The sequence below is a fragment of the Ruegeria sp. HKCCA4008 genome (assembly GCF_013033125.1).
Classification (GTDB): domain Bacteria; phylum Pseudomonadota; class Alphaproteobacteria; order Rhodobacterales; family Rhodobacteraceae; genus Ruegeria.
Window position 1 is genome coordinate 26,375 of record NZ_WQDM01000013.1, and the last position, 25,307, is coordinate 51,681.

Sequence of the window (25,307 nt, forward strand, 5' to 3'; positions counted from 1 at the left end):
CCTTTAGCGGCTTGCGTCCGGGGTGAAGGTCGAAAAATCGACCAACGTGCCCAGCATCTGAAGATAGGCAACCAACGCATCAGCTTCGGTCAACTCGGGCTGGCCGTCGAAGTTGCGCACGTTGACCTTGTCGCCATAGCGCTCCAGCAGCCCGTCATAGTCGCTGTCCGGGTCAGCCTGAGCGAGAAAGTCGGCTTGTGCGTTTTCCAGCATCTCTTCGGTATATGGCGTACCGACCAGAGCATTGGCGGCCATCACATCACCGATGTACTTGCCGTCAATTTTGCGATGTTCAAGGAAGCCGTATTTCGGCATCACCGATTCAGGCACAACGGATTGCGGATCCCGCAGGTGGTCGACATGCCATTGGTCAGAATAGCGGCCACCGACACGCGCCAGATCCGGTCCGGTCCGTTTGGACCCCCACTGGAACGGGTGATCGTACATCGATTCCGCCGCCAGCGAGTAGTGGCCATAGCGTTCGACCTCATCCCGCATCGGGCGGATCATCTGGCTGTGGCAGACATAGCAGCCTTCGCGGATATAGATCTCGCGCCCCGCCATTTCCAAGGGGGTATAAGGGCGCATGCCCTCCACCTTTTCGATCGTGTTCTCAAGATAGAACAGCGGGGTGATCTGAACGATGCCACCGATGGTCACGACCAGAAAGCTGAAGATCAGCAGGAGGGTCGCGTTGGTCTCGAGGATCTTGTGTTTGTCGAGAATTGCCATTGCTCCGGCCCTCCTTATTCAGCCGGGACCGCGACGGTCAGGCTGGCCTCTTTGGCCGGTGCCTTCCGCACAGTCATCCACAGGTTGTAGCACATGATCAGCGAACCGGCGACGAACATCACGCCACCCAGAGCACGCACCACATACATCGGGAACTTGGCAGCCACGGTGTCGGCGAACGAGTTAACCAGGAAGCCGTTGGCATCCACTTCGCGCCACATCAGGCCTTCCATGATACCGGTGACCCACATCGACGCGGCGTAAAGCACGATACCGATGGTGGCGAGCCAGAAGTGCCAGCTGACCATTTGCAGCGAGTACAGACGCTCACGCTTCCACAGGACGGGCACCAGGAAGTACAGCGCACCGAAGGTGATCATACCGTTCCAGCCCAGCGCGCCCGAGTGCACGTGACCAATGGTCCAGTCAGTGTAGTGCGACAGCGAGTTCACCGCGCGGATCGACATCATCGGGCCTTCGAAGGTGGACATGCCGTAGAAGCCGACCGAGATCACCATCATCCGGATCACCGGGTCGGTGCGCAGCTTGTCCCATGCGCCCGACAGGGTCATCAGACCGTTGATCATACCACCCCAGGACGGCATCCACAGGACCACCGAGAACACCATGCCCAGCGTCGAAGCCCAGTCAGGCAGCGCGGTATAGTGCAGGTGGTGCGGACCGGCCCAGATATACAGGAAGATCAGTGCCCAGAAGTGGATGATCGACAGCTTGTACGAGAATACAGGGCGTTCGGCCTGTTTCGGGATGAAATAGTACATCATGCCCAGAAAGCCGGCAGTCAGGAAGAATCCCACCGCGTTGTGGCCGTACCACCACTGGATCATGGCGTCTTGTACGCCCGACCAGACGATGACCGATTTCGAACCCCAGATGCTGACGGGAACGGTCATGTTGTTGACCAGGTGCAGCATCGCAACGGTGACGATAAAGGCCAGGTAGAACCAGTTGGCTACGTAGATATGCGGCTCTTTCCGCTTGACGATCGTACCCAGGAACACGGCCAGGTAGGCGACCCAGACAATGGTCAGCCACAGATCGACATACCATTCAGGCTCGGCATATTCCTTGGACTGCGTTCCGCCCAGGACATAGCCCGTCGCCGCCAGCACGATGAACAGCTGATAGCCCCAGAAAACGAACCAGGCCAGATTGCCGCCCCAAAGACGCGCGGCGCTGGTACGTTGAACGACGTAGAACGACGTTGCGATCAGCGCGTTGCCACCAAAGGCAAAAATCACTGCCGATGTATGCAGCGGACGCAAACGACCGAAATTCAGATATCCCTGTGCCCATTCAAAGTTCAGCACCGGAAAGGCGAGCTGAAACGCGATGAAGGTCCCGGCCAGAAACCCGACCACGCCCCAGAAGGCGGTTGCGATCACGCCATAGCGGATCACGTCATCCATGTATTCGCCCGAGCGATCGACTAGAATATCTGGCTCGTCAGTGTTTCGAAGCGTCCAGATAAACAGGCCACCGGCGATAAGCATCACCAGCAGTGCATGTACCTGATACGCCAAATCGCGTGCATAATTGGTTCCGATCGCTGCAAACAGCGCGATCAGACCAAGCACGATCAGCTTGATGTAATTCGACATATTGCGTCCCTTTGCCATGCCCCGCGCGTTTTTGATTCTTGTACGCGCGAAACCCATTTGACTGGCTGCCGTTCTGAAGCACGGCAGCTGTTACTGCTTTGATCTGTATCAAGACAGTTCTGCGTTTTCTGTGACACGCATTGTAGAGGAAATAGGCCGACTGGTCACATGAGACCAAATGCCCGAATCATGAGGTCGCAATGACTTACAAATCACTACTCACTGTCATGACCGAAACACAGACGGCACCCGCCGCTCTGGCGCAGATGGTGGCCCTGGCAGAATCGCAGGATGCACATGCCGAAGCCCTGTGCCTTGGCGTCGATCGCAGTCAGACAGGTTATTACTATGCGGGTGCCAATGCGCTTATCGTTCAGGAAACACTGAGCCGGGCCAATGCCGAGGCCCAGGAGCTGTTGAACTTTGCCAATGACTACCTTGGCAAGTCCGGCGTTCGTTGGTCCGCCGAGCACGGCGTCGCGCAGATCGCCGATATCGGACGCCATGTTGCGCATAGGGCACGGTTTTCCGATCTGGTGGTCCTGCCGCACCCTTATGGCAAAGACCGCGGCGCCGAGGCCGAGCCCATCATCGAAGCCGCCATGTTCGAAGGGCATTGCCCGGTTCTGGTCGTACCGGACGACGCCGAGCCGCTGACGGTGCCGCGCAACATCATGATAGGTTGGAACGAAAGCGTAGAGGCCATGTGCGCCATTCGTCACGCCCTGCCCTTCCTGAAACAGGCCGAGCTGGTCCGAATCGTGGTCATCGATCCGCCCCGCCATGGGCCGGACCGGTCTGATCCGGGCGGAATGCTGTCACAGATGCTGGCCCGACACGGGGTCAAATGTGAGATTGATGTGCTGAGCAAAAGCATGACGCGCGTGTCGGATATTCTCAACCGTCACGCATCCGATACAGAATCGGATCTGATCGTCATGGGCGCTTACGGTCATTCCCGTTTTCGCGAGGCCATTCTGGGCGGCGCAACCCGAAACATGCTGGAGCAGTCTACCGTACCGGTATTCCTGGCCCATTGAGCCGCCCTTCAAAAGCCGCCCGACTTGGCGGCTTTTGTCATCCTCTGCGGATCAGGCCTATCAGGAACAACAAGATTACGGCACCTGCTGTTGCGAAGAGGATAGATGACAGCAGGCCGCCGCCAACGGCAAATCCAAGCGCCGGAAAAATCAACCCCGCCAGAAACGCACCTACGATTCCGACAACTATGTTTCCGAAAAGACCAAAACCCCTGCCCTCCATGATCTTTCCGGAAAGCCAACCGGCGATTGCGCCGACCAAAAGCATTGCTAACAAACTGGTAAATTCCATGCCGAGCTCCTGAATTAGATATCCCGCGAAAAAGACTGCGGCGGCAGTTAGTGGTCAAAAGCCGATTACGTCAGACCGGAAAGCCGCCATCCGAATCGTCACCTGCCTCTTCCATCAGGCGGCCCAGATCGGGGATGGTCACGTGCCGCTTTCCTTCAAGTGTGATCACCCCGTCTTTTTTCAAAGCTGATATCTGGCGACTGACCGTTTCCAATGTCAAACCCAGGTAATCCGCCATTGCTTCTCGGGTCAGGGGCAGGTCGAACACGATAGATCCAGTCAGACCCTTTTGGCTGACCGAAGCGTCCCGGCGCGCAATGATCGACAGCAGGCTGGCAATCTTCTCACGCGCCGTTTTGCGCCCCAGAACCAGCATCCACTCGCGGGCGGCATCAAGCTCGTCCAAAGTCATCTGCAAAAGACGATGGGCGATATGCGGGGTATGGTCCATCAACTCTTCGAACGGTTTCTTGCGGAAACAGCACATCACGACATCCGTCGTGGCCTGAACATCATAAGGCGCAGTATCGCGACCCGGGCGGCCAACGAAGTCGCTTGGCAGCAGCAGACCAACCATTTGGGTGCGGCCATCTTCCATCGTCTGGGTCAACGATGCGATTCCGGCCACAACCGAGCCGACAAAACTCATCTGATCCCCAGACCAGATGATCGTCTGACCCGCCTCAAAACTACGGTAATATTTAATGCTTTCAAGCTCTTCCAGCTCATCGGCATCACAACGGGCACAGACGGCGCGATGACGAATCGGGCAATCTCCGCAATTTGAATGGTCAAATTGTGCTTTTACTGTCATGCGCGTTCCCACTTGATCTCCATCAAAGCACCTGTGTCGCCTGTCGCATAAGGGTATCGCCATGATAGTGAAACCACAATTGGCAAAGCTTGGACTTTTTGACGCGAAAGTACCGCGTTACACAAGCTACCCCACCGCCCCCCACTTCAGCAACGACGTGGGATCAGACATGTTTGGCGACTGGATTTCCGGGATCAAACCCGGCAGTGCAATTTCGCTGTACATTCATGTCCCATTCTGCCGCAGGCTTTGCTGGTTCTGTGCGTGCCGGACACAAGGGACACAAACCGATAATCCGGTAATCGCCTATGTCGATGTTCTGAAGGCCGAACTGGACCTTTTGGCGGCCCGTCTGCCTGAAGGTGTGGTTTTGTCGCGCCTGCACTGGGGCGGCGGCACACCAACATTGCTGAACGCCCAATTGATGCGCGAATTGGCACAACACATCCTGGGTATCGTGCCCATGGGGCCGAATGCCGAATTCTCGGTCGAGATCGATCCGAACGAGATTGACGAAGCGCGTCTGGACGCGCTGGCAGAGGCGGGCATGAACCGCGCCTCGATCGGGGTGCAGGATTTCGATGACGAAATCCAGAAAACCATAGGCCGTATTCAAAGCTACGACACCACGCGCGACGCCATCGACATGATCCGTGAACGTGGCATCACCAGCCTGAATGCGGATATCCTTTACGGTCTGCCACATCAGACCAAGGCGCGTATGACGGAAAGCGTGCAGAAACTCCTGTCGCTCAGCCCGGATCGCGTGGCACTTTACGGTTATGCCCACGTGCCTTGGATGGCCAAGCGGCAGCAGCTGATTCCGTCGGACGCCCTGCCCACACCGGAACAGCGCCTTGAACTGTTCGACACGGCCCGACGTTTGTTCCTTTGGGACAATTATGCCGAGATCGGCATCGACCATTTCGCCACTCAGGATGACGGGCTGACCCACGCTTTGCGCGCGGGTCGCCTCAAGCGGAACTTCCAGGGTTACACCGACGATCAGGCCGATGTTCTGATTGGTGTCGGGGCCAGCTCGATCTCTCGTTTCCCGCAAGGTTACGCGCAGAACGCTCCGGCCACCTCTGCCCATACCAAAGCCATTCGCGATGGGCAGTTTTCGACATCCCGAGGGCACCTTTTCAAAGGTCAGGACATTCTGCGTGCCCGCCTGATCGAGGCATTGATGTGCGATTTCAAGATCGACTCGGCGGAAATCCTGCGGGATCACGATATTTCGGCCTCTGACCTGGACGAGATGTACCGCGCAGCCAACGCATCTTTCGACGGGATGCTGCAAATCACCGAAGCCGGGCTTTTCATACCGCCCGAAGCGCGGGCGCTGACCCGGATGATCGCCCGTACCTTTGACGCCTATGACCTCAGCAAAGCCGGGCACAGCTCGGCCATCTGACCCTTTTTCGGCGGGCAACATTCGGCCCGTGACGCGCAAAACACATCAGGGGCTTGACGCACGCCTGCGGTTTTTCCCACACTCATGCTGTAGGGCGGCATCTCGCTCTGCGGTCTGAGGCGGGCAAAATACAGACAATCCTTGTCGGCGCCAACGCGTCGGTCGGTCCCTTTCGTGTAGCCAATCTGCAACCTGAAAGAGGGACAACACTCATGCGCGTTTTCACCGTCCTCGGGCCCAGCCAATCGGGCAAATCTACGCTTGTCGAGGCCATCAGCCGCCTCGACGGGCGTCCCACCACATTCGATGTTTCCGGAACCGTGCATTTGCACGGTTTTTCTTACCTGGACGAGCCCTGGTGCGCGATCGACGTCGATGGGGGCGGCGATGCACTGGCCTATGTCGGCCCTGCAATGGCGATTTCGGACGCCGCCGTGGTCGTGGTGCCCCCCGATCCGAATGCCGCCGTTCTGTGCGCGCCCTACCTGCGGTTGGTCGAAGAGGCCGGCATCCCCTGTTTTCTGTTCATCAACCGGATGGACAACCCCAATGGCCGCGTCCGCGATATCATCGCCGCTCTGCAAACATACTGCACCCACCACATTGCCCTGCGTCAGGTACCGATCCGCGAAGGGGAAACGATCATCGGGGCGGTCGATCTGATCTCGGAACGGGCCTGGAAATATCAGGAGGGCCAGCCCTCGGCCCTGATCGAACTGCCTCAATCCGTCGAAGACCGCGAGCAGGAAGCGCGAACCGAGCTGCTCGAAACCCTGTCCGATTTCGATGACAACCTGCTGGAACAGCTGATCGAAGACAAGCAGCCGCCAAGTGACGAGGTCTATGATCTGGCGGCACAGGTCCTGAAGAACCATCAGTTGATTCCCGCCTGCCTGGGTGCCGCAAGCCACGGCAACGGGCTGACGCGTCTGATGAAGGCGCTGCGGCACGAAGCTCCCGAGTTTGACATCGCCGCCGGGCGCGACGAGGCCGCAGACAGCGCCCGCGCCATTGCCGGTTTTGCGGATGTCAAAAAGCACATCGGAAAAATCGTCGTTCTGCGCGGCCTGGGGGACGGCGTGCAAGCCCATGAAGCCTTGGGGGGTGAGACCGTCGGCAACCTGACAACGCTGGATGCCAAAACCCAGATCGCCACGCTTGAGGCCGGGCAGATTGGTCTGGCGGTGAAATCCGATCACCTCAACCCCGGCTTTATCTACGACAGCAATTCGGCGACGGAACTGCCGGAATGGGCGGCCTCGCATCCGGTGGCGCATCGTCAGATCGTCTCGCCCGCGCATGAGCGGGACGATGTGCGCCTGTCCAACGCCCTGAGCCGCCTGGCCGAGATCGACCCCGGCCTTCACCTGCAACAGGATGAGCTGACCGGCCACGCCGTTCTTGGGTCTCAAGGTCCGCAGCACATGCGGCGCGTGACCGCCAAGCTGGCCGAGGATTTCGGGATCGAGATTGAAGCCGACCCGGTCGAAACCGCCTATCGCGAAACCATCCGAACACCTGTCGAACACCGCCACAGACACCGCAAACAATCCGGCGGGGCCGGGCAGTTCGCGGATGTCGTGATCTCGGTCGCGCCGCTGCCGCGCGGATCTGGGTTCCAGTTCGAAGAGGTGGTCAAGGGCGGCGCGGTGCCCAAGAATTACATTCCATCCGTGGAACAGGGCGCCAGAGACGCGCTGGAGCAAGGCCCCGAGGGCTTTCCGGTGGTGGATGTGAAGGTCACGCTGCATGACGGCAAGCATCACAACGTGGACAGTTCCGATTATGCCTTCCGCACCGCGGGCAAGAACGCCGTGCGCGAAGCACTGCCACAGGCCAAGCCCGTTGTTTTGCAGCCGATCCTGAACGCCGAAATCCACCTGCCTTCTGATTTTGTCGGCGACCTCGTGCCGACGATCAGCTCTCTGCAAGGGCAGGTTCTGGGGTTCGAGGGCAACCCAAACGCATCAGGCTGGGAGATTTTCAACGCTCTGATTCCCGCCGTGGCCGAGGATGAACTGCATCGCACCCTTGCCAGTGCCACGCGCGGAACCGGGTGGGTCAAGCTGAGCTTTGATCACTATGAAGAACTGCGCGGGCCGGTGCCGAAAGCGGCAGACAAAGAAAAAGCCAGCGCCTGATGGCCTGACGGTGGCGGGCTGATCTCAGCCCGCCGCTGCTATCAACTCGCGGGTATAGTCGGTCTGGGCATTTTCGAACAAATCCTCGGCCGTGCCCATTTCAACCACATCTCCGTTTCGCATGACGATCACCTTGTGCGACATCGCCCGCACAACTTTCAGGTCATGGCTGATGAACAGGTACGCCAGCCCGTATTTCTTTTGCAGATCGCGCAGCAGATCGACGATCTGAACCTGAACCGTCATGTCCAGCGCGCTGGTCGGTTCGTCCAGAACCAGCAGCTTGGGGCGCAAGACCATCGCGCGCGCAATCGCGATGCGCTGACGCTGACCGCCCGAAAACTCGTGCGGATACCGGTCCATCGCCGCAGGATCCAAGCCCACTTCGGTCATCACTTCAGCGACCAGTTCACGCGGCGCGCGATGAGGATCAATGTTGTGAATGGCCAGACCTTCCGCGATGATCTGCTGACAGGTCATGCGTGGGCTGAGGCTGCCGAACGGGTCCTGAAACACGATCTGCATATCCTTGCGCAGCCGGCGCAGCTCTCGCGTGGACCATTTTCGAACATCCTGATCGCGGAAGGTGATGCCGCCTTCGGACGCGATCAGACGCATGATCGCCAGCGCCAGCGTGGTCTTGCCCGACCCGCTTTCGCCCACGATCCCCAAGGTCTCACCCGCGCGCACGCTCAGCGTGGCGTCATTCACCGCCTTCACATAGCCGACCGTGCGTTTCAGAAACCCGCGCTGGATCGGGAACCAGACCTTCAGGTGATCGGTACGCGCGACTTCCTCGGCATCTGTCGCAACGGCGTCTGGCTGACCCGAGGGTTCCGCAGCCAGGAGCTTGCGGGTATAGGGGTGCTGCGGGTTGTCGAAGATCTCGGCAGTCGCACCGGTCTCGACGATCTCACCATCCTTCATCACACAGACCCGGTCGGCGATGCGCCGCACGATGCCCAGATCGTGGGTGATGAACAGCATCCCCATGTTTTCGGATTTCTGCAAACTGGCCAGCAACTCGAGGATCTGTGCCTGAATGGTTACATCCAACGCCGTCGTCGGTTCATCGGCGATCAGGATGTCCGGCTTGTTCGCCAGCGCCATGGCGATCATCACGCGCTGCCGCTGTCCGCCCGACAACTGGTGCGGATAGCTGTCCAGCCGGTCTTCGGGGTCGCGAATACCGACCTTGTTCAACAGTTCAAGAATCCGTTCGCGCGCGACATCACCCGTGACCCCCTGATGCAGGGCTAGCGATTCCGCCATCTGCTTCTGGATCGTGTGCAGCGGGTTCAGCGATGTCATCGGCTCCTGGAAAATGAAGCTGATGTCATTGCCGCGCACCTCCATCAGGCGTTGCTCCGAGGCGCCGATCATCTCCTGCCCGTCATAGGTGACGGACCCTTCGACGATCGCGCTGTCGCCCAGCAAAGTTACGGTGCTGAGCGCGGTGACAGATTTGCCCGATCCGGATTCGCCCACCAGCGCCACGGTTTCCCCGCGATCGACATGGAACGATACGCCCCGTACCGCAGCACTGATCTGACCGTCCTGCCGGAACGAGACCTTCAGGTTGTTTACATCCAGCAGGCTCATGAGAAGGTCTTTCTGGGATCGAACGCATCCCGCACGCCTTCAAAGATGAAGACCAGCAGGGACAGCATGATGGCAAAGGTGAAAAAGGCCGTGAAAGCCAGCCATGGGGCCTGAAGGTTCTGTTTTGCCTGCAAAGTGAGCTCCCCCAGCGAGGGGGCCGAAGACGGAAGACCAAAACCCAGATAATCCAGCGAAGCCAGCCCGCCAATGGTGCCCGTAACGATGAAGGGCATGAAGGTCAGCGTGGCAACCATTGCGTTGGGCAGCATGTGGCGGAACATGATGGTCATGTTGCCCACGCCCAATGCCCGTGCAGCGCGCACATATTCAAGGTTTCGCGCCCGCAGGAATTCTGCGCGCACCACGCCAACCAGCCCGGTCCAGCTGAACAGGATCATCAACGCGACCAGCAGCCAGAAACTTCGCCCCAATACCGCGAACATGATGATGATGACGTAAAGCGACGGTGTCGCTGACCAGATCTCGATGATCCGCTGAAAGATCAGATCCAGCCAACCGCCGAAGAAACCCTGTATGGCACCGGCAAAAATACCGATCAGGCTGGCAGCGCCCGTCACCAGCAGCGTGAACAGGATCGACAAGCGGAAGCCGTAAATCACCCGTGCCAGCACATCGCGCTTGGTGTCATCGGTGCCCAGCAGGTTCTGGCCGTTGGGCGGCAAAGGTGCAGCCCCGGGGCGATCCACAGACGTGTTGTAGGAATAGGGGATCAGCGGCCAAAGCGACCAGCCACGCTCGAACCCCTCCGCCTGGAACGTGCCGGCGTCGATCTGTTCGATAATGCCTTCGGGATCGTCAAAACACTGCTCAAGCCCGCCACTGTCTATCAGGCACTGAACCTCGGGGTCGCGATAGATCGCCTCTGTCTGGAAGTCTCCGCCAAAATCGGTTTCCGCGTAGAAGTTGAAGACCGGCATGTAAAACTCGCCCCGGTATTTCACCAGAATCGGTTTGTCGTTGGCGATGAACTCTGCAAACAGCGACAGGCCGAACAACACGGCGAAGATGATCAACGACCAGAAGGCGCGCTTGTTGCGGCGAAAGTTGCTCCAGCGGCGCTGGTTCAGGGGGGACAATGCCATTTACCCCTCCCGCTTTTCAAAATCGATGCGCGGGTCGACCAGCACATACATCAGATCGCTGATGATGCCGACCACCAGACCCATCAGGCCAAAGATGAACAACGTGCCGAAGATCACCGGGTAATCCCGCGCCACGGCGGCTTCAAAACCCAGACGTCCCAGACCATCAAGTGAGAAGATCGTTTCGATGATGATCGAACCTCCGAAGAACACGCCGATGAACACGGCCGGAAATCCGGCTATGACGATCAGCATCGCGTTGCGGAACACATGGCCATACAGCACCTTGCGTTCGCTCAAGCCTTTGGCGCGGGCGGTCATAACATATTGCTTTTTGATTTCATCGAGAAACGAGTTCTTGGTCAGCAGCGTCAGCGTCGCGAAGGCCGAGATCGTCAGCGCAATGGTCGGCAACGCGATATGCCAGAAATAATCTGCGATCTTGCCAAAGAGACTCAGGCTGTCCCAGTTGTCGGATGTCAGCCCCCGAAGCGGGAAGATCTGCCAATAGGATCCACCGGCGAAAAGCACCAGCAGCAGAATGGCAAACAGGAAGCCAGGGATCGCATAGGCCACGATGATCGCTGCGCTGGTCCACGTGTCGAACTGCGAACCGTCCCTGATCGCCTTGCGAATGCCCAGAGGGATCGAAACCAGATAGGCAATCAGCGTTGACCACAGGCCCAGCGAGATCGAGACCGGCATTTTCTCGAGCACCAGATCAATCACGCTGATCGAGCGGAAATAGCTCTCGCCGAAATCCAGCGTCAGATAGTTGCCCATCATGATCAGAAAACGTTCCAGGGGCGGTTTGTCGAAGCCGAATTCCTTTTCAAGTTCGGCGATGAACTCGGGCGGCAGGCCCCGCGCACCGACATATTTGTCGTCGAAAACGCCGCCCGCCGGCTCTGACCCCGCGCCGGCATCGCCCGCACCCGCAAAACCGGCGAAAACATCCCCCTGACCTTCGATCTGGGCAATGATCTGCTCAACCGGTCCGCCAGGCACGAATTGTACCAGCGTAAAGTTGACGATCATGATGCCCAGAAGGGTCGGAATGATCAGCAACAAACGTCTTAGAATATAGGCGCCCATGTTATCGCAGCGCGCCTTTCGCTTTCAGTGCGGCCTCTTTTTCCGGATTGATCCACCACAGATCCAGATAGCCCAGCGAATAAGGCGGCAGGTTTTCCGGGTATTCATACATATCGTAATATGCCACCCAGTGGTCAGCGATGTATCCTACGGGGATCACGAAGAACTCGTACCGCAAAGCGCGATCCAACGCCTTCAACGCCATGTCCTGATCCGCCTGATTGTCAGTATCAAAGGATGCTTCGATGATTGCGTCAACCAATGGGCTGGCCAATCCGGCCGGGTTGAAAAGACTGAATGCGGCCTCTTCCGACCCGTACATCTGGCTCAACCCGCCACCGGTCGACAAAAAAGACCCGTAACGAGTGGAATAGACCATGTCATAGTCCCGCTCGCGGCTGCGCAGCGTGTATTGCGCCGGGTCAACCTTTTCCGCCGACGCATCCACGCCAATGGCTTGCAGGTTCTGGACATAGGTTTCAATCATCGTGGCCGTCGAGGTCGGCAGGTTTGAAGGATAGGGGAAATCCACCTTGAGCGTCTGCCCTTCCGCGTTGCGCCGCACGTTGCCATCGCCAACGGGCCACCCGGCCTCGTCCAGCAATTTCGCGGCTTTTCGCAGATTTCTGCGATCGTTCAGGCGCGCGGGGTTTGACTCGTGGACCGTCACGGCAGGTTCTGAAAGAAGGTCCTCGGGCACAACCTCACCCAGCGCTTGAAGAAACGCCAGTTCATCGCCCTCGGGCAGGCCTTGCGCTTCCAGCGGGGTGCCTTGTGTAAAGGAATTGCGCGGTGAATTCAGACCAAACAGCAGGGATTCATTTGCCCATTCGAAATTGAAGGCCAGTGCAAGGGCCTTGCGTACGTTCTTGTCGGAAAACTGCGGTTTTCCGAGGTTGAAGACGAAGCCTGACGGCGTTGGCGGGCTGCCATCCGGTATCTCGTCCCGAACGATCACACCTTCGTTTAGCTTCGGAAAATCATACGCCGTCGCCCAAAGCTTGGGATCGCTTTCAATCCGCAGCGTGTATTCACCGGCCTTGAACCCCTCGAACGCCGCTGTCTGATCGGCGAAATACTCGACGCGGATGGTATCGAAATTGTTGCGACCAACATTGAATGGCAGATCTTTACCCCAATAGTCGTCGCGTCGCTTGTAAACGATACGGCGATTGATGTCATAGCTGTCGAGTTTGTAGGGGCCCGAGCCGACCGCAACTTCCAGACGCGGCTCATCCAGACGTCTGGATTCATCCGCCTCGAACCATGCTTTCGAAAAGACGGGGGTCGACCCAACGGTCTCGATCAAACTGCGGCGTGTGACTTCCGGATTGAACGTGAACTTGACCGTGTGATCATCCAACGCTTCGGCCCCCGTCACCATGCGGCCCACGGCCTGGGCGTACGAAGGCAGGCCCTGTTCGATGAACAAGCGGTGGCTGTAGACAACATCCTCGGCCGTCACCGGCGTGCCATCCCAAAAGGTTGCTTCGGGTCGCAAATGGAAAATGACGTAGTTGCGCCCTTCATCATATTCCAGACTTTCCGCCAGCACGCCGTAATACTGCCCGACACCGTCATCAGAGCTTTCGAACAGGCGATCATATTGCAGCGTCGTCAAGGCGCCTGCGCGCCCCTTGCGGGAATAGGGATTCAGGGAATCGAACGTCCCCGAAGCCGCCAAGGACAACTCACCACCTTTGGGCGCATCTGGATTCACGTAATTCAGATGCGGATAGTCAGCAGTGTAATCCAGATTGCCGAAATACGAATATCCATGACTGCGGGTAACCCCCTCATCCAATGCCAAAGCGGCTTGCGAAGAGAGCAGAACAGCACAAAGCCCGAATATGCCAGCCAATGGCCTGACCTTAAGATCACGTGCAGCAGGCATTAGGGATATCATGGGGCTCATCCTCTGGGTTATTGTAATCTTTTATGTCGCATACGCTAGCTAAAGTGCCAACGCTGACAGTTTCAAGTTTAGAATGCGTGAGCGCTTTGTGAAGTTCCCTTCAGACAAAAAAAGCCGCTGCGCGGGGCAGCGGCTCTGAACTTCAATGGTCTCTCAGGCAATCAGTTGCCAATTGTCTGCAGATAAGCAATCAAGTCCGCGCGGTCCTGAGGTTTTTTCAAGCCAGCAAAACTCATCGATGTTCCCGAGATATAAGCGCTTGGGCGTTCCAGGAAGGCATCCAGCGCTTCGGGCGTCCAGTTGCCGCCATGGGCCTGCATGCTGGCTGAGTAACCGGTGAAACCTTTTGCCGAGGCAACCGGGCGATCAACTACGCCATACAGGTAAGGGCCGGTTCCATTCGCCCCGTCTTCCAGCTTGTGGCACGCGGTGCACTTGCGGAATACTTTCGCGCCCTTCTCAACGTCAGCGGCGGCCAGCAGATCTTCAAAGACCACTTCTTCGCCGTCGGCGCTTTCGCCCGAGCTTTCGGTTTCGATAATGTAGGCGGCCTCAGCCGAGCCATGGCCACCGGAAGAATAGAGGATGTCAGCCCCCCATTTGGCCAGAAGCAGCACCAGGAAAGTGCCGAACAGGCCTGCGGCGGCCTTCGTAACTGTCATCGTGTCGAACATTGATCGCGTGTCCATTTCAGCTGTCTGCGCAGGTGTCTAAGGCTTCCACTTGCGAGAGGCAAGGTATAGACACCGCGACGAAACGACCAAATCGCGAACTTGTTGCATGGAATCGACCAAATGACCAATCGCATTGCTTTTCAGGGCGAACCCGGCGCCTACAGTCACGAGGCCTGCCGCAACGCACGACCCGAAATGGAGGCCCTGCCCTGCCGCACATTCGAGGATGTGATCGAATCGGTTCGCTCGGGCGCGGCCGATCTGGCGATGCTGCCGGTCGAAAATACGACCTATGGTCGGGTTGCCGATATTCACCGGCTGTTGCCCCATAGCGGGCTTCACATCATCGATGAAGCGTTCGTGCGTGTTCACATCAACCTTCTTGGTGTACCCGGCGCAAAACTGGAAGACATCACCGAAGCGCATTCGCATCTGGTGCTGCTGCCGCAATGTTCCGGCTTTCTGAAAGAACACGGTATTCGCGGCCGTGTCAGTCCCGACAATGCCCGCGCCGCGCGCGAAGTGGCCGAAATCGGGGATTTGCATTCCGCCGCTCTGGCCAGCGAGCTTGCGGCTGAAATCTACGACCTGAACGTGCTGGCCCGCCATATCGAGGACAATGACGACAACACGACCCGTTTTCTTGTCATGTCACGAGAGGCGGATCTGTCACGTCGGGGTGAGTATGGAATGATCACCAGCTTCGTGTTTCAGGTCCGCAACATCCCGGCCGCGCTGTACAAGGCCATGGGTGGCTTTGCCACCAACGGGATCAACATGACCAAGCTGGAAAGCTATATGGTCGACGGGTCCTTCACTGCAACGCAGTTTTATGCGGATATCGTTGGACATCCCGAAGACCGCAACGTGCAGCTGGCAATGGACGAGCTGGAACATTTCACGACCAATGTCGAGGTTCTTGGCGTCTACCCTGCGGCCCATCCTCGCGGCTGACAGGTCACGCGAAAGACTGGTTGAATTCCGATTGGCGCAGGTCACTGCGCCATGCCTGAAGAATTGCCTGCACGTTGGCCTCGATGCCGTCCATGGAATCAATTTCGATATCGTAAACTCTGCCAGCGTGGATCATGGTTTGGTCCCGTTGGGCGCTTCCCACCGGACGGTCGCCGCGCAATCGTTCGCGCGCGTTCAACTCGGGAACCGGGCAATGGACAGCCACGAACAGAACATCAAACGGGCGGAAAAGGTCGCGCAAATCTTTGTCCCACCCCGGCGTATCCAGAATATGTTCCAAAATCAGATTGTTGCCCGAGGCCGCGTAGGCAGCCAGCGACTGATGAAACCCATCAAAGACTGCCGATCGGTCGTCGGACCAATCGAACTCGCCACGGCGATAGCGATCCAGCGGCAGAACACCACAATCTCGCAAGTGGTCGATCGAGATATGCCAGAACGGCTTCGCTATCTTCTGTTGCAAAGCCTGCGCGATCGTCGATTTACCACTGCTTGATGCGCCATGCAGAAAAATGATGTGCGACATCTGCGGTTTCTTTTCCAATCCTTGCCCCGATCAGCCCAGCAGACGCCGTTCACGCCCCGTGCAGGTGACGCTGCTCCAGTTCACGCGCAAACTCGCTGAACCGCACCTGGAATTGCTTGCGGAACTTTGACTGTCCAAGCTTCATGGACTGCAACAGCAACCGCGCGGGCAAGGACTTTGCGGCCAAGGACATTTCGATGCTCAGGCGTGTCCGGCGCGGAGACAGGGCCAGAAAATCAACTGTCGTCAGGCCGGTCATCCCTTTGCTGGCCGCCTCGAACCGCATTTGCGACGGCTTGTCGTAATCCGTCATCACCACCGACATCTGGCGCGGCTTTCCACGCAACTTGAATTCGGTTTTCCATTCAGTGCCGGCAACCACCATTGCATCAGCCTCCAGACGCCGCACGTCGATACCACGACGCATCGCCATACGTTCGAACCTTTCGAAATCCGACACCATGTCGAACACCGAATTGATCGGGGCTTCGATATCTTCGCGCGCTGAAAACTGCATAATGACCTTTGCTGTTTATGGCTTCACCAGTTTTTCTCAGTCCAGCGTATCCGCAAGCCAGTTCTGAAGCAGAAAATGAGCGATAGCTCCCTTGCGAGCCGGCAACAACCGGGGATGTTCGCCGGCAAATGCCTGCATCATTTCGGATTTGCTGACCCACATCGCCTCTTCGATCTCGACCGGATCGATAACTATGTCGCGCGACAGGGCCTCGCCGGCGCATCCGAACATCAGGGATGCCGGGAACGGCCAGGGCTGGCTGGACAGGTAAGACACCGCACCAACAGGTACGCCTGCCTCTTCCATCACCTCGCGACGCACCGCCGCTTCGAGCGTTTCGCCGGGTTCGACAAATCCCGCCAGCAAGGAAAACATGCCCTCGGGCCAACCCGGAGACCGCCCCATAAGCACATTGTCCCCATGCGTAATCAGCATGATCACAACCGGATCCGTGCGCGGAAAATGTTGCCCGCCGCATGACGGGCAACTGCGCTGCCATCCCCCTTGCGACATATCGCTGGCTGCGCCGCAGCGGGCACAGAAGCGATGTGTTTCGTGCCAACCGACAACCGCCTTGGCCGATGCGGCCAGTTCGGCATCACGAGGCGACAATCGCGCCATGATCCGGCGAAGCTCGGCAAAAACATGCCCTTCAGGCAAATCCGGGTGCTGCTGTTCGGATCTGTCCACGAACTCTCCTAGGCCGGTCAGATCCAATCCCTCTGCCCCCCAGGCCGAGATATCCGCGGCAAACAGGGGTGCGCCCTCTGCGCTCAGGCCCAGAAAAACCGGTGCTTCGATCACGCCGCCGGGGCCATCGCTGACCAAAGGGTGAGTCATCTGCGTCAGGGCAAGCTGATCCAGCGCCGCGCCCACGACCAAAAGCTTGCCTCGCCACAGCAATATGCATCGCGCAGCAGGGTCGCGTGCCATCTCGGCCAGCTTCTCTGAATCCCCACGAAGATGCGCTGCCCGATTCAGACCCGAGCCGCCGAAAGTCACCTGCTCTGCGTTTTTCATTGGAATTCCTTCTGGTCTTGCGCACAGGGCTGCCATGTCTCAGGCCCTGTTGCAATGGCAATTCAAGACGCAAAACGCACAGACGCGCCGCCGAAAAGCCGCATGGCGGCCTCGGAAAAATCATCTAGACTGCGTTTTGATGATTTTAGCCCATTACCACATTCAAAAGCAGAACAACAAAAGTGAAGCAAAACCCATCGACGCAGGTTCAACCCACAAAAGACCGTGGGCGTATTCGTATTCTTGCCACCTCCGACCTGCACATGCATCTGACCGGTTTTGACTATTACGCGGACACACCGGACCCGGCGCTTGGGCTGACTCGCACCGCCAGCCTGATCCGCAAGGCCCGGCACGAGGCCACAGACACGCTGGTGCTGATGTTCGACAACGGGGATTCGCTCCAGGGAACGCCGATGGGCGAATGGGCCGTTCGGAACGACAATCCCCACCCGATGATGCAGGCATTCAATGCGCTGGACTATGATGCGATTGGTCTGGGCAACCATGATTTCGGGTTCGGGCTGCCGACATTGGACAAGACCCTTGCACAAGCCCCGTGCCCGGTTCTGTGCGGCAATCTTCATCGGTCCGGAGAACAACAATCTTGGCAGCGTTTTGCGATCCTTGACCGTATCGTTAGGGTGGGAAACAAGGATGTACCCATTCGCGTCGGCGTGTTTTCGGTTCTGCCACCGCAGACAACACGTTGGGAAGAACACAATCTGAACGAATCCGTAGAGGCGGACGACATCGTTGTCGCGGCACGGTCCCTGACGCGTATCTTGCGCGAAAAGGGGTGCGATCTGATCGTGGCGCTCGCCCATTCCGGGCTTGGACACCCGGACGCAGCGACCGACACTGAAAATGCCGTTATTCCCCTGGCCGCGATCGAGGGCATCGACGCTGTTGTCGCCGGGCACACTCACCTGACCCTTCCCGCACGCACCGGCGCGCAAACCCCGAATGTGGATTACGTGAAAGGGCTGGTGCATGGAACGCCGGTTGTCATGCCCGGCTCGGCAGGCGCATTTCTTGGAGTAATCGATCTGGCCGTTACCCTAGAGCCCCAATCGGGGCTGCGCGTTGTCGACAGCCACGCCGAATTGCGCCCGGTTTCGGTGGGCGGCACCGCGATTGGCGAAGATTTGGAAATCGCACATCTGGTTGAACCCGCGCATCAGCAGACCCGTCAGGACATGGCCGCGCCCGTTGCGCACGTCTCGGAGACATTGAACAGCTATTTCAGTTTCTGTGCGCCGGATCGTGGATTGACGCTTGTGGCCGCCGCACAGGCAGCTGCGTTGCGCCCTTTTTTACACGGCACCACGCTTGCAGAGCTGCCGCTGTTGTCAGCCGCGTCACCGGCCAAATGCGGCGGGCGCTCTGGCCCCAGGCACTACACAGACGTGCCGCCCGGTGAAATCTGTCTGCGTCACGTGGCGGACCTGCATGTCTTTCCCAACGAGTTGCGCGCGGTTCAGATCACGGGCGCGCAGCTGCTGGAGTGGTTGGAGATGTCAGCCAGCGCATTCAACCAACAATTCCCCGATGCCGAGGCAGAGCTGTTCGACCGGGCTCGGGCGGGATACAATTTCGATGTCATCTTTGGCCTGTCCTATCAGATCGACCCGTCGCAACCGGCGCGTTACGATGTCGGGGGGCAAATGATCCATCCCGGCCACAGGCGGGTGCATCATCTGACTTGCGCAGGCCAGGCCGTGCAACCCGATCAGGCATTTGTCGTTGCGCTCGATAATTATCGCGCAAGCGGGGGCGGGCATTTCCCGCATGTGTCATCGGCCCCGGCCATCGATCTGCCCCCGCTGGATATCCGGGACATTTTGCGGGATTACATGACGCACCGCCTGCCACCCGACCCATTGGCCCGGCAACCTTATCCGTTCTCTCTGATGCCGAAATCGGGGGTGACGACCATTCTTCGGACCGGTCCCGGTGCTTTGAAGTATGTCGACGAATTGAACAGGTTTGCCCCCAAGATTCTGGAGCCTGACGAAAACGGTTTTGCTCGCATTCGGCTGACGCTCTGACGGGTTGTCTTTTGCCGAAGCCTTCCCTATATCCAGAGTCGAGAGGTTGGCGCGGGCGAGCGCCTCGCCAACCTGGTCAGGTCCGGAAGGAAGCAGCCACAACGAGCCCCGCTTGGGTCGATGTCCAACCTCTCACTTTACGAACCTTGGCCGCAGGAGGGCTTTATGATTGTAGCAAAGACCCTTCGGGCAGCACGGTTCTGACCTAACGGTATCGACTGACTGCCTGAACACATGACCCGGGGATGAGCGATCGCCATCCGTCGGGAGTGCTGTTTCTGACGACAGGCAAACCAATGTTTCTTGCACTTTCGGACCTTGGATGGTCCTCTCACTTTGCTGCGCAACACGCGGCTTATCCTTCCTGCACACCTTTTCGCATCACTTCCGTTCATCGGGACCGCCTGATCGGGCTGAACCCTGACGGCGAAGTCCCGTTGCTGACCCCCGATCAAACGACCGGCAGCTATGCCGTTGGCGATTGGGTTCTCGCCGATGACGACAAACGTGTGCGCCATTTGCTCGACCGGCGCAGCCTGCTGCACCGGCGCGCCGCCGGGACAGGTGCCGCGACGCAACTGATCGCAGCCAATGTCGATGTGTTGTTCATCGTCAGCTCGTGCAATGCCGATTTCAACCTGCCCCGGCTGGAACGATATCTGGCGCTTGCGCATCAGGCCGGGTGTTACCCGGTCGTCGTTCTGACAAAGGCCGACAAATCGGCGGACCCTGACAGTTTCTCGGGACAGGTGCAATCACTGGATCCGTTCCTGACGGTTCTGGCGATCAACGCGCTGGACCCGGCAGAGGTTGAAAAGGTTCTGTCCTGGTGCCCCAAAAGCCAGACCGGAGCGCTGGTTGGCTCGTCGGGCGTTGGCAAGACGACACTTGCCAATACCATGACCGATCAGGATCTTGCCACCTCGGACATTCGCGAGGATGACGCGCGGGGCCGGCACACGACGACCGCACGCGCATTGCACCGGATGCGCAACGGCGGCTGGTTGATCGATACACCCGGAATGCGCGCGTTGCGCCTGCTGGACGCTCGGGACGGGATCGACGACGTTTTCTCTGACCTTGCCGAGTTGAGCCGGGACTGCCGTTTTTCGGATTGCCAGCACAGCTCCGAGCCCGGATGTGCCGTGCAAAAGGCGATCAGCCACGGCACGCTTGATCCGGCTCGATTGGACCGGTGGCGCAAGCTTCGGCGCGAAGATCAGCGCAATTCTGAAACCGTCGCGCAGTCCCGGGCGCGGGACAAAGCGTTCGGCAAGATGGTCCGTGGCGTCATGAAGGAAAAGAAACTTCGCACCCGGTGATTGTTGGACGGTGCCCGGCCCGTCCTGCGCCGCGTCTGATCAAGCGATCAGTCGCGGCCAAACCGCTGCATTGCGCCGGGCAAATGCGCCGATATGACCAACCTCGGGCAACCCGAAATCGGCAGGGCTCAGCAGGTGGCGGTTGGCATCGGGGCCGTAAAGATCCGCAAGCCGCCAAACCGCGTCCGGCGGCACCATCTGGTCGTCCTCGAAGGTGAACAAATCCACGGGCGTTCCAGAATCCTTCCACTGCGCCGCAGGTAACTCATGCCCGATTTCAGGCACATAGTTCAAAGGCGCGGTACACCATTTGCGCCACTGCCAATAGACCGATGCCGGCAGATCCGAGCCGAACCCGATCGCCTTTCCGGGAAGGTAGCCAAGGGCTCGGGCCAAAAGCGGGGCATGACCATACCAGAACAATCCTGCCAAACCCCGATAGGGCCATGGATGGTCGCTTAGGGTTACCAGCCCCGAACACACACAGATCATCCGGTCAATCAGATCGATATCCGGCTGCACAGGCCCCAACATCGCGCCGATCGAATGGCCGATGGTCCAATGCTGCGAATCGGGAAACCGTCTGCGCATTTCCGCCCGTGCCGCGGGCATGTCGATCAAGGCCCAATCCGCCATGGTCGCACGCGAATCTTTCAGGCGGCCGGTCAAGGAATGCCCGTAATCGCGATAGTCATAGGTCAGGCAGGCCATACCCTGCTCGGCAGCAAGCCATCGTGCGAAATGACGGTAATAATCGCGCGGCACACCCGTTGCACTGTTCAGCACGACGACGATTTCGGGCGAGGTCAGCGGGCTGTACAACCGGGCAGACAGTGTTTTCTGCCCGGACGGAAAGCGAAACTCTTCGGTCAATACCGTTTGCTCTGTGTCCAACATGATCTCTGGCTTTGCGCTTGGTGAATCCGGTTTCCGAACCTCAACGCCCTCGACACTATGCATGAACCAACATCGTATCCAGCATGACCAAGCGTCCGGTCAAAAGATCGGCTTGACTCGATGCGTGCTCAAACGCTAGCGGTTGTGTGATGGTTTCCGGCCTCCACAAGGGGTCGGGATGAAAAGGGAACACGGTGCGGTAGTGTCTGGTCATGCAGGCAACAACCAAATCCGCGACTGCCCCCGCAACTGTAAGCGGTAAGCGATGCCGAAACACCACTGGCCCCGAAGGCTGGGAAGGTCGGCAAAGCGATGACCCGCAAGTCAGGAGACCTGCCATCGGAAACGAAACCGAAACTCGGGCGGGGTGTCCGGGCAGGTCCTGACGGCATCACGATGTCCCACCTGTCCAAAATATCCTGTCCACCAAGCGCGGAGGGCGCAGGATGATCTGGAAGACAAAAACACATGAATTCAGTGCAACAGTATGTCAGCGGACGGGTAAAACCTGCCCCGCTTTGGCGCGGCTGGCGCGCTCGATATCCGAAGCCATGGCCCAGGCGACCTCGGCCACAAGTGACGATTTCGAGATTGAGGGCAGCAGTGAGCTGTCACATTGCACCGAAGGATGTCATGCAATTTTCCGCGCGCAATCAGACAGCATTCGTGTTTTTTGCGGGACGCAGCCCGAAACCGCAGTTGAGCCGCTGAACGGCTATGCCGACCTGATCTTCGGAAACACGTTCAGTGCGATGCCATCCGGCGTCGTGAATCCTCCACCCTGCGCGATGATCGAAGTTTCCACGATCCGGCCTTGGAAACCTGCTTGCGCGCCCGTGCAGATTTCAATCTGAATCCAGACTGACCTGTGCCTGGGCGCGCCGAGAGGCCCAGGCCAGTTGCGCATCCGTTTCGACGGCGCAAGGGCGCACCGCCCGCAATCGTTGCAGCGCCGTGTCCGCGCGTTCGCCGCATTCGACCATAAGCCGAAGGACAACCATACCTGACCTGCCACATCCCCCGCGGCAGTGCACCAATACGCGACCTCCGCCGGAAAGCGCGTGCCGGGCCGCGGCGCTGACGGACGGCCACGCGTCATCAATCGCTTTTGTCGGCGCTCCGAAATCTTCGATCGGCAGGTGAACCCATCGGCTGGCGCGGCTTTGAATATCGCTGCCAAATTCCTGCGCCCCGTCCTGAAGCATTTCGACATCCGTCGTCATCGAAACAACAAGCCCCGGCTGCCAGGCTGCGATCATATCCAGATCGCTGGAGTAATCTCCGCCGCGTCCGGGCATCGAGGTCAGTGCCAGCGTTCCGCCACCGACTTGCAGGGCGTAGATCACCAACTGCGACATGAATCCTGTCCTCCCCAAAGAACTCTTTACAAAAATGAGCCATTAAATCCGCTGATGCAGTTTAGTGCGAAAGCGACTCGTTTCTAAATCAAAAATCATCGCGCCCCGCTGTGGACGCGGGCAACGGTGGCCACTACGCTGTGCCCAAGCACCGAATCCCAACGAGAAGACATGACAGACAGCTCCAGCCCCGCCTATCAGGTTCTCGCCCGCAAATATCGCCCGGAAACCTTTGCCGATCTAGTGGGTCAGGATGCGATGGTGCGCACCCTGAAAAACGCGTTTGCGGCCGACCGGATCGCGCAGGCCTTCATCATGACCGGCATTCGCGGCACCGGCAAAACCACGACCGCAAGGATCATCGCCAAAGGGATGAACTGCATCGGACCCGACGGAACCGGTGGCCCCACGACCGAGCCCTGCGGTCAGTGTGAACATTGTGTCGCCATCATGGAAGGCCGCCATGTCGACGTGATGGAGATGGACGCCGCCAGCCGTACGGGCGTCAACGATATCCGCGAGATCATTGACAGTGTCCGCTATCGCGCCGCCAGCGCGCGTTACAAGATTTATATCATCGACGAGGTTCATATGCTCTCGACCAGCGCGTTCAACGCGCTGCTCAAGACGTTGGAAGAACCGCCCGCGCATGTGAAGTTCATCTTCGCAACCACTGAAATCCGCAAAGTCCCTGTCACCGTGCTGTCCCGCTGCCAGCGTTTCGACCTGCGCCGGATCGAACCCGAAGACATGATTGGCCTGCTGCGCAAGATCGCCGAAGCGGAAAACGCCCAGATCGCCGAAGACGCGCTGGCGCTGATCACCCGAGCAGCGGAAGGATCGGCGCGGGATGCGACCTCGTTGCTGGATCAGGCGATTTCGCATGGGGCTGGTGAGACGACCGCCGATCAGGTCCGTGCAATGCTTGGACTGGCAGACCGTGGCCGGGTTCTGGACCTTATGGATATGATCCTGCGCGGCGATGCCGCCGAAGCACTTACCGAGTTGAGCGGCCAATACGCCGAAGGCGCGGACCCGCTGGCGGTGCTGCGCGATCTGGCCGAGATCACGCATTGGGTGTCCGTCGTCAAGATCACGCCTGACGCGGCGCAGGACCCGACGGTTTCTCCGGACGAACGGACCCGGGGCCAACACATGGCCGAGGCTCTGCCGATGCGGGTTCTGACCCGGATGTGGCAAATGCTGCTGAAGGCGCTCGAGGAAGTCTCGGCAGCCCCCAACGCCATGATGGCTGCTGAAATGGCCGTTATTCGCCTGACCCATGTAGCGGATTTACCCAGCCCCGAAGAGCTGATCAAACGGTTGCAAGATGCCCCGCCACCGCCGCCGGGCGGACCCAATGGCGGCGTTTCGATATCCCGACCGGGCACCGGCCCGGCGCCGGCTGGCGCGGCCCATCCACCTGCCTACGCGCCGCCCCCTCGCGGTGCCGGTGGCGCACCGGCTGCAGCCCTGGCGCAGGATACCCAGACGGCTCTTGCCCGGTACCCGACCTTCGACCACGTGGTGGAACTGATCCGGACAAATCGCGACGTGAAATTGCTGGTCGAGGTGGAAAACGGCGTGCGCCTCGTCTCCTATCAACCGGGGCGAATCGAATTCACACCCGCCACCCAGGCGCCGGCCGATTTGGCGCCACGACTGGGCTCTGCTCTGCAACGCTGGACAGGAAACCGGTGGGCTGTCTCGATCGTCTCGAACGGAGAAGCCCCCACAATTGCAGAAATACGGGACGAGGCCGAGCTGGCACTGAAATCCGAGGCCGAACAACATCCTTTGGTGCAGGCGGTACTGGCGCAATTCCCAAAGGCGAAAATCACCAGGATCGAAACGCCGGAGCAACGCGCCGCCAAGGTCGAGACCGAAGCGCTTCCCGAGGTGGAAGACGAGTGGGACCCGTTCGAGGAAGACTGACCCCGCCGCCCATCACCCCCTGTTTCAAACGAAGCTGACCGAGGTTTCGATCGAACACATCCGCCCGCATGTCTCAGATCGTTTGTTGCGACACCGGCCAGCGGAAGGCGGCCCGTGACAATTCTGATCCGGATGCTGCGTAGCCATTCGAACCCCGCCCAGATTTTCTGTGTTCCATGCAATCACTCTCGGTTGCAGACCATATGCGCGCCAAGGACGATCCGCGCGTGTCGGGCCTGCTGGCAAATATGGCGTCGCA

General features: G+C 58.9%; 22 protein-coding genes, 1 other RNA gene and 1 riboswitch. Of the genes, 9 read left to right on the forward strand and 14 right to left on the reverse strand.

Features of this window, described 5'->3' with window-relative positions:
- Positions 1-3: 3 nt before the first annotated feature.
- On the reverse strand, positions 4-732 hold the full coding sequence (ccoO, locus tag GOW60_RS19875) for a cytochrome-c oxidase, cbb3-type subunit II (RefSeq protein ID WP_171230651.1): 729 nt from the start codon (positions 730-732) through the stop codon (positions 4-6).
- Between the two features lie 14 nt (positions 733-746).
- Positions 747-2,354 carry a cytochrome-c oxidase, cbb3-type subunit I gene (ccoN, locus tag GOW60_RS19880; RefSeq protein ID WP_152459190.1) on the reverse strand — a complete coding sequence of 536 codons (1,608 nt, stop codon included), beginning with the start codon at positions 2,352-2,354 and terminating at the stop codon, positions 747-749.
- Positions 2,355-2,554: 200 nt separating this feature from the next.
- Between ccoN and GOW60_RS19885 the strand changes: the two genes are divergently transcribed.
- On the forward strand, positions 2,555-3,394 hold the full coding sequence (locus tag GOW60_RS19885; protein ID WP_171119850.1) for a universal stress protein: 840 nt from the start codon (positions 2,555-2,557) through the stop codon (positions 3,392-3,394).
- Between the two features lie 37 nt (positions 3,395-3,431).
- Here GOW60_RS19885 and GOW60_RS19890 read toward each other — a convergent pair whose 3' ends face one another.
- Positions 3,432-3,686: a GlsB/YeaQ/YmgE family stress response membrane protein gene (locus tag GOW60_RS19890; protein WP_152459192.1), complete on the reverse strand. Its 255-nt coding sequence runs from the start codon at positions 3,684-3,686 to the stop codon at positions 3,432-3,434.
- A 70-nt stretch (positions 3,687-3,756) separates the two neighbouring features.
- On the reverse strand, positions 3,757-4,500 hold the full coding sequence (gene fnrL, locus GOW60_RS19895) for a transcriptional regulator FnrL (protein WP_152459193.1): 744 nt from the start codon (positions 4,498-4,500) through the stop codon (positions 3,757-3,759).
- Positions 4,501-4,561: 61 nt separating this feature from the next.
- Between fnrL and hemN the strand changes: the two genes are divergently transcribed.
- Together hemN and GOW60_RS19905 are read left to right on the forward strand one after the other, a co-directional pair.
- Positions 4,562-5,917: an oxygen-independent coproporphyrinogen III oxidase gene (hemN, locus tag GOW60_RS19900; RefSeq protein ID WP_171230652.1), complete on the forward strand. Its 1,356-nt coding sequence runs from the start codon at positions 4,562-4,564 to the stop codon at positions 5,915-5,917.
- A 212-nt stretch (positions 5,918-6,129) separates the two neighbouring features.
- The gene (locus GOW60_RS19905; protein WP_171230653.1) at positions 6,130-8,058 is read left to right on the forward strand and encodes an elongation factor G; all 1,929 of its coding nucleotides are present in this window, start codon (positions 6,130-6,132) and stop codon (positions 8,056-8,058) included.
- Positions 8,059-8,082: 24 nt separating this feature from the next.
- On the opposite strand, the gene GOW60_RS19910 is transcribed toward GOW60_RS19905, so the two are convergent.
- The 5 genes from GOW60_RS19910 to GOW60_RS19930 form a co-directional block, all read right to left on the reverse strand.
- Complete coding sequence (locus tag GOW60_RS19910) at positions 8,083-9,660, reverse strand: ABC transporter ATP-binding protein (RefSeq protein ID WP_171230654.1); 1,578 nt, start codon at positions 9,658-9,660, stop codon at positions 8,083-8,085.
- Complete coding sequence (locus tag GOW60_RS19915) at positions 9,657-10,763, reverse strand: ABC transporter permease (RefSeq protein WP_171230655.1); 1,107 nt, start codon at positions 10,761-10,763, stop codon at positions 9,657-9,659. Before GOW60_RS19915 ends, GOW60_RS19910 begins: the two co-directional genes overlap by 4 nt.
- The gene (locus GOW60_RS19920; RefSeq protein WP_152459198.1) at positions 10,764-11,858 is read right to left on the reverse strand and encodes a microcin C ABC transporter permease YejB; all 1,095 of its coding nucleotides are present in this window, start codon (positions 11,856-11,858) and stop codon (positions 10,764-10,766) included.
- Position 11,859: 1 nt separating this feature from the next.
- Positions 11,860-13,764 (reverse strand): extracellular solute-binding protein, encoded by a 1,905-nt coding sequence (locus GOW60_RS19925; RefSeq protein WP_171230656.1) that lies wholly within the window; start codon positions 13,762-13,764, stop codon positions 11,860-11,862.
- 170 nt (positions 13,765-13,934) lie between these two features.
- Complete coding sequence (locus tag GOW60_RS19930) at positions 13,935-14,447, reverse strand: cytochrome c family protein (RefSeq protein ID WP_152459925.1); 513 nt, start codon at positions 14,445-14,447, stop codon at positions 13,935-13,937.
- Between the two features lie 120 nt (positions 14,448-14,567).
- Here GOW60_RS19930 and GOW60_RS19935 point away from each other — a divergent pair, with 120 nt between their 5' ends.
- The gene (locus GOW60_RS19935; protein ID WP_171230657.1) at positions 14,568-15,401 is read left to right on the forward strand and encodes a prephenate dehydratase; all 834 of its coding nucleotides are present in this window, start codon (positions 14,568-14,570) and stop codon (positions 15,399-15,401) included.
- A gap of 4 nt (positions 15,402-15,405) precedes the next feature.
- On the opposite strand, the gene GOW60_RS19940 is transcribed toward GOW60_RS19935, so the two are convergent.
- The 3 genes from GOW60_RS19940 to nudC are packed head-to-tail and all read right to left on the reverse strand — an operon-like array spanning position 15,406 to position 17,485.
- A complete protein-coding gene (locus GOW60_RS19940; RefSeq protein WP_171230658.1) occupies positions 15,406-15,948 on the reverse strand; it encodes a chloramphenicol phosphotransferase CPT family protein in 543 nt (180 codons plus the stop codon).
- A 49-nt stretch (positions 15,949-15,997) separates the two neighbouring features.
- A complete protein-coding gene (locus tag GOW60_RS19945) occupies positions 15,998-16,465 on the reverse strand; it encodes an SRPBCC family protein (protein WP_171119860.1) in 468 nt (155 codons plus the stop codon).
- Between the two features lie 36 nt (positions 16,466-16,501).
- Positions 16,502-17,485 (reverse strand): NAD(+) diphosphatase, encoded by a 984-nt coding sequence (nudC, locus tag GOW60_RS19950; RefSeq protein WP_171230659.1) that lies wholly within the window; start codon positions 17,483-17,485, stop codon positions 16,502-16,504.
- Between the two features lie 182 nt (positions 17,486-17,667).
- Between nudC and GOW60_RS19955 the strand changes: the two genes are divergently transcribed.
- The 3 genes from GOW60_RS19955 to rsgA all read left to right on the forward strand — a co-directional run bounded on the left by GOW60_RS19955 (position 17,668) and on the right by rsgA (position 20,858).
- The gene (locus tag GOW60_RS19955; RefSeq protein WP_371813398.1) at positions 17,668-19,536 is read left to right on the forward strand and encodes a bifunctional 2',3'-cyclic-nucleotide 2'-phosphodiesterase/3'-nucleotidase; all 1,869 of its coding nucleotides are present in this window, start codon (positions 17,668-17,670) and stop codon (positions 19,534-19,536) included.
- A 39-nt stretch (positions 19,537-19,575) separates the two neighbouring features.
- Positions 19,576-19,674: signal recognition particle sRNA small type (gene ffs, locus GOW60_RS19960), an RNA gene on the forward strand.
- Between the two features lie 158 nt (positions 19,675-19,832).
- A complete protein-coding gene (rsgA, locus tag GOW60_RS19965; protein WP_171230660.1) occupies positions 19,833-20,858 on the forward strand; it encodes a ribosome small subunit-dependent GTPase A in 1,026 nt (341 codons plus the stop codon).
- 39 nt (positions 20,859-20,897) lie between these two features.
- Here the strand turns inward: rsgA and GOW60_RS19970 are convergent, their stop codons facing one another.
- The gene (locus GOW60_RS19970) at positions 20,898-21,818 is read right to left on the reverse strand and encodes a hypothetical protein (RefSeq protein ID WP_371813399.1); all 921 of its coding nucleotides are present in this window, start codon (positions 21,816-21,818) and stop codon (positions 20,898-20,900) included.
- A gap of 70 nt (positions 21,819-21,888) precedes the next feature.
- Positions 21,889-22,111, forward strand: a riboswitch (cobalamin riboswitch).
- Positions 22,112-22,201: 90 nt separating this feature from the next.
- On the opposite strand from GOW60_RS19970, the gene GOW60_RS19975 reads away from it, so the two are divergent.
- The gene (locus tag GOW60_RS19975) at positions 22,202-22,609 is read left to right on the forward strand and encodes a hypothetical protein (protein ID WP_152459203.1); all 408 of its coding nucleotides are present in this window, start codon (positions 22,202-22,204) and stop codon (positions 22,607-22,609) included.
- On the opposite strand, the gene GOW60_RS19980 is transcribed toward GOW60_RS19975, so the two are convergent.
- Positions 22,601-23,113 (reverse strand): dual specificity protein phosphatase family protein, encoded by a 513-nt coding sequence (locus tag GOW60_RS19980; RefSeq protein WP_152459204.1) that lies wholly within the window; start codon positions 23,111-23,113, stop codon positions 22,601-22,603. The genes GOW60_RS19975 and GOW60_RS19980 overlap by 9 nt on opposite strands.
- A gap of 171 nt (positions 23,114-23,284) precedes the next feature.
- Between GOW60_RS19980 and GOW60_RS19985 the strand changes: the two genes are divergently transcribed.
- Positions 23,285-25,048 (forward strand): DNA polymerase III subunit gamma/tau, encoded by a 1,764-nt coding sequence (locus GOW60_RS19985; RefSeq protein ID WP_171230661.1) that lies wholly within the window; start codon positions 23,285-23,287, stop codon positions 25,046-25,048.
- Positions 25,049-25,307 lie beyond the last annotated feature (259 nt).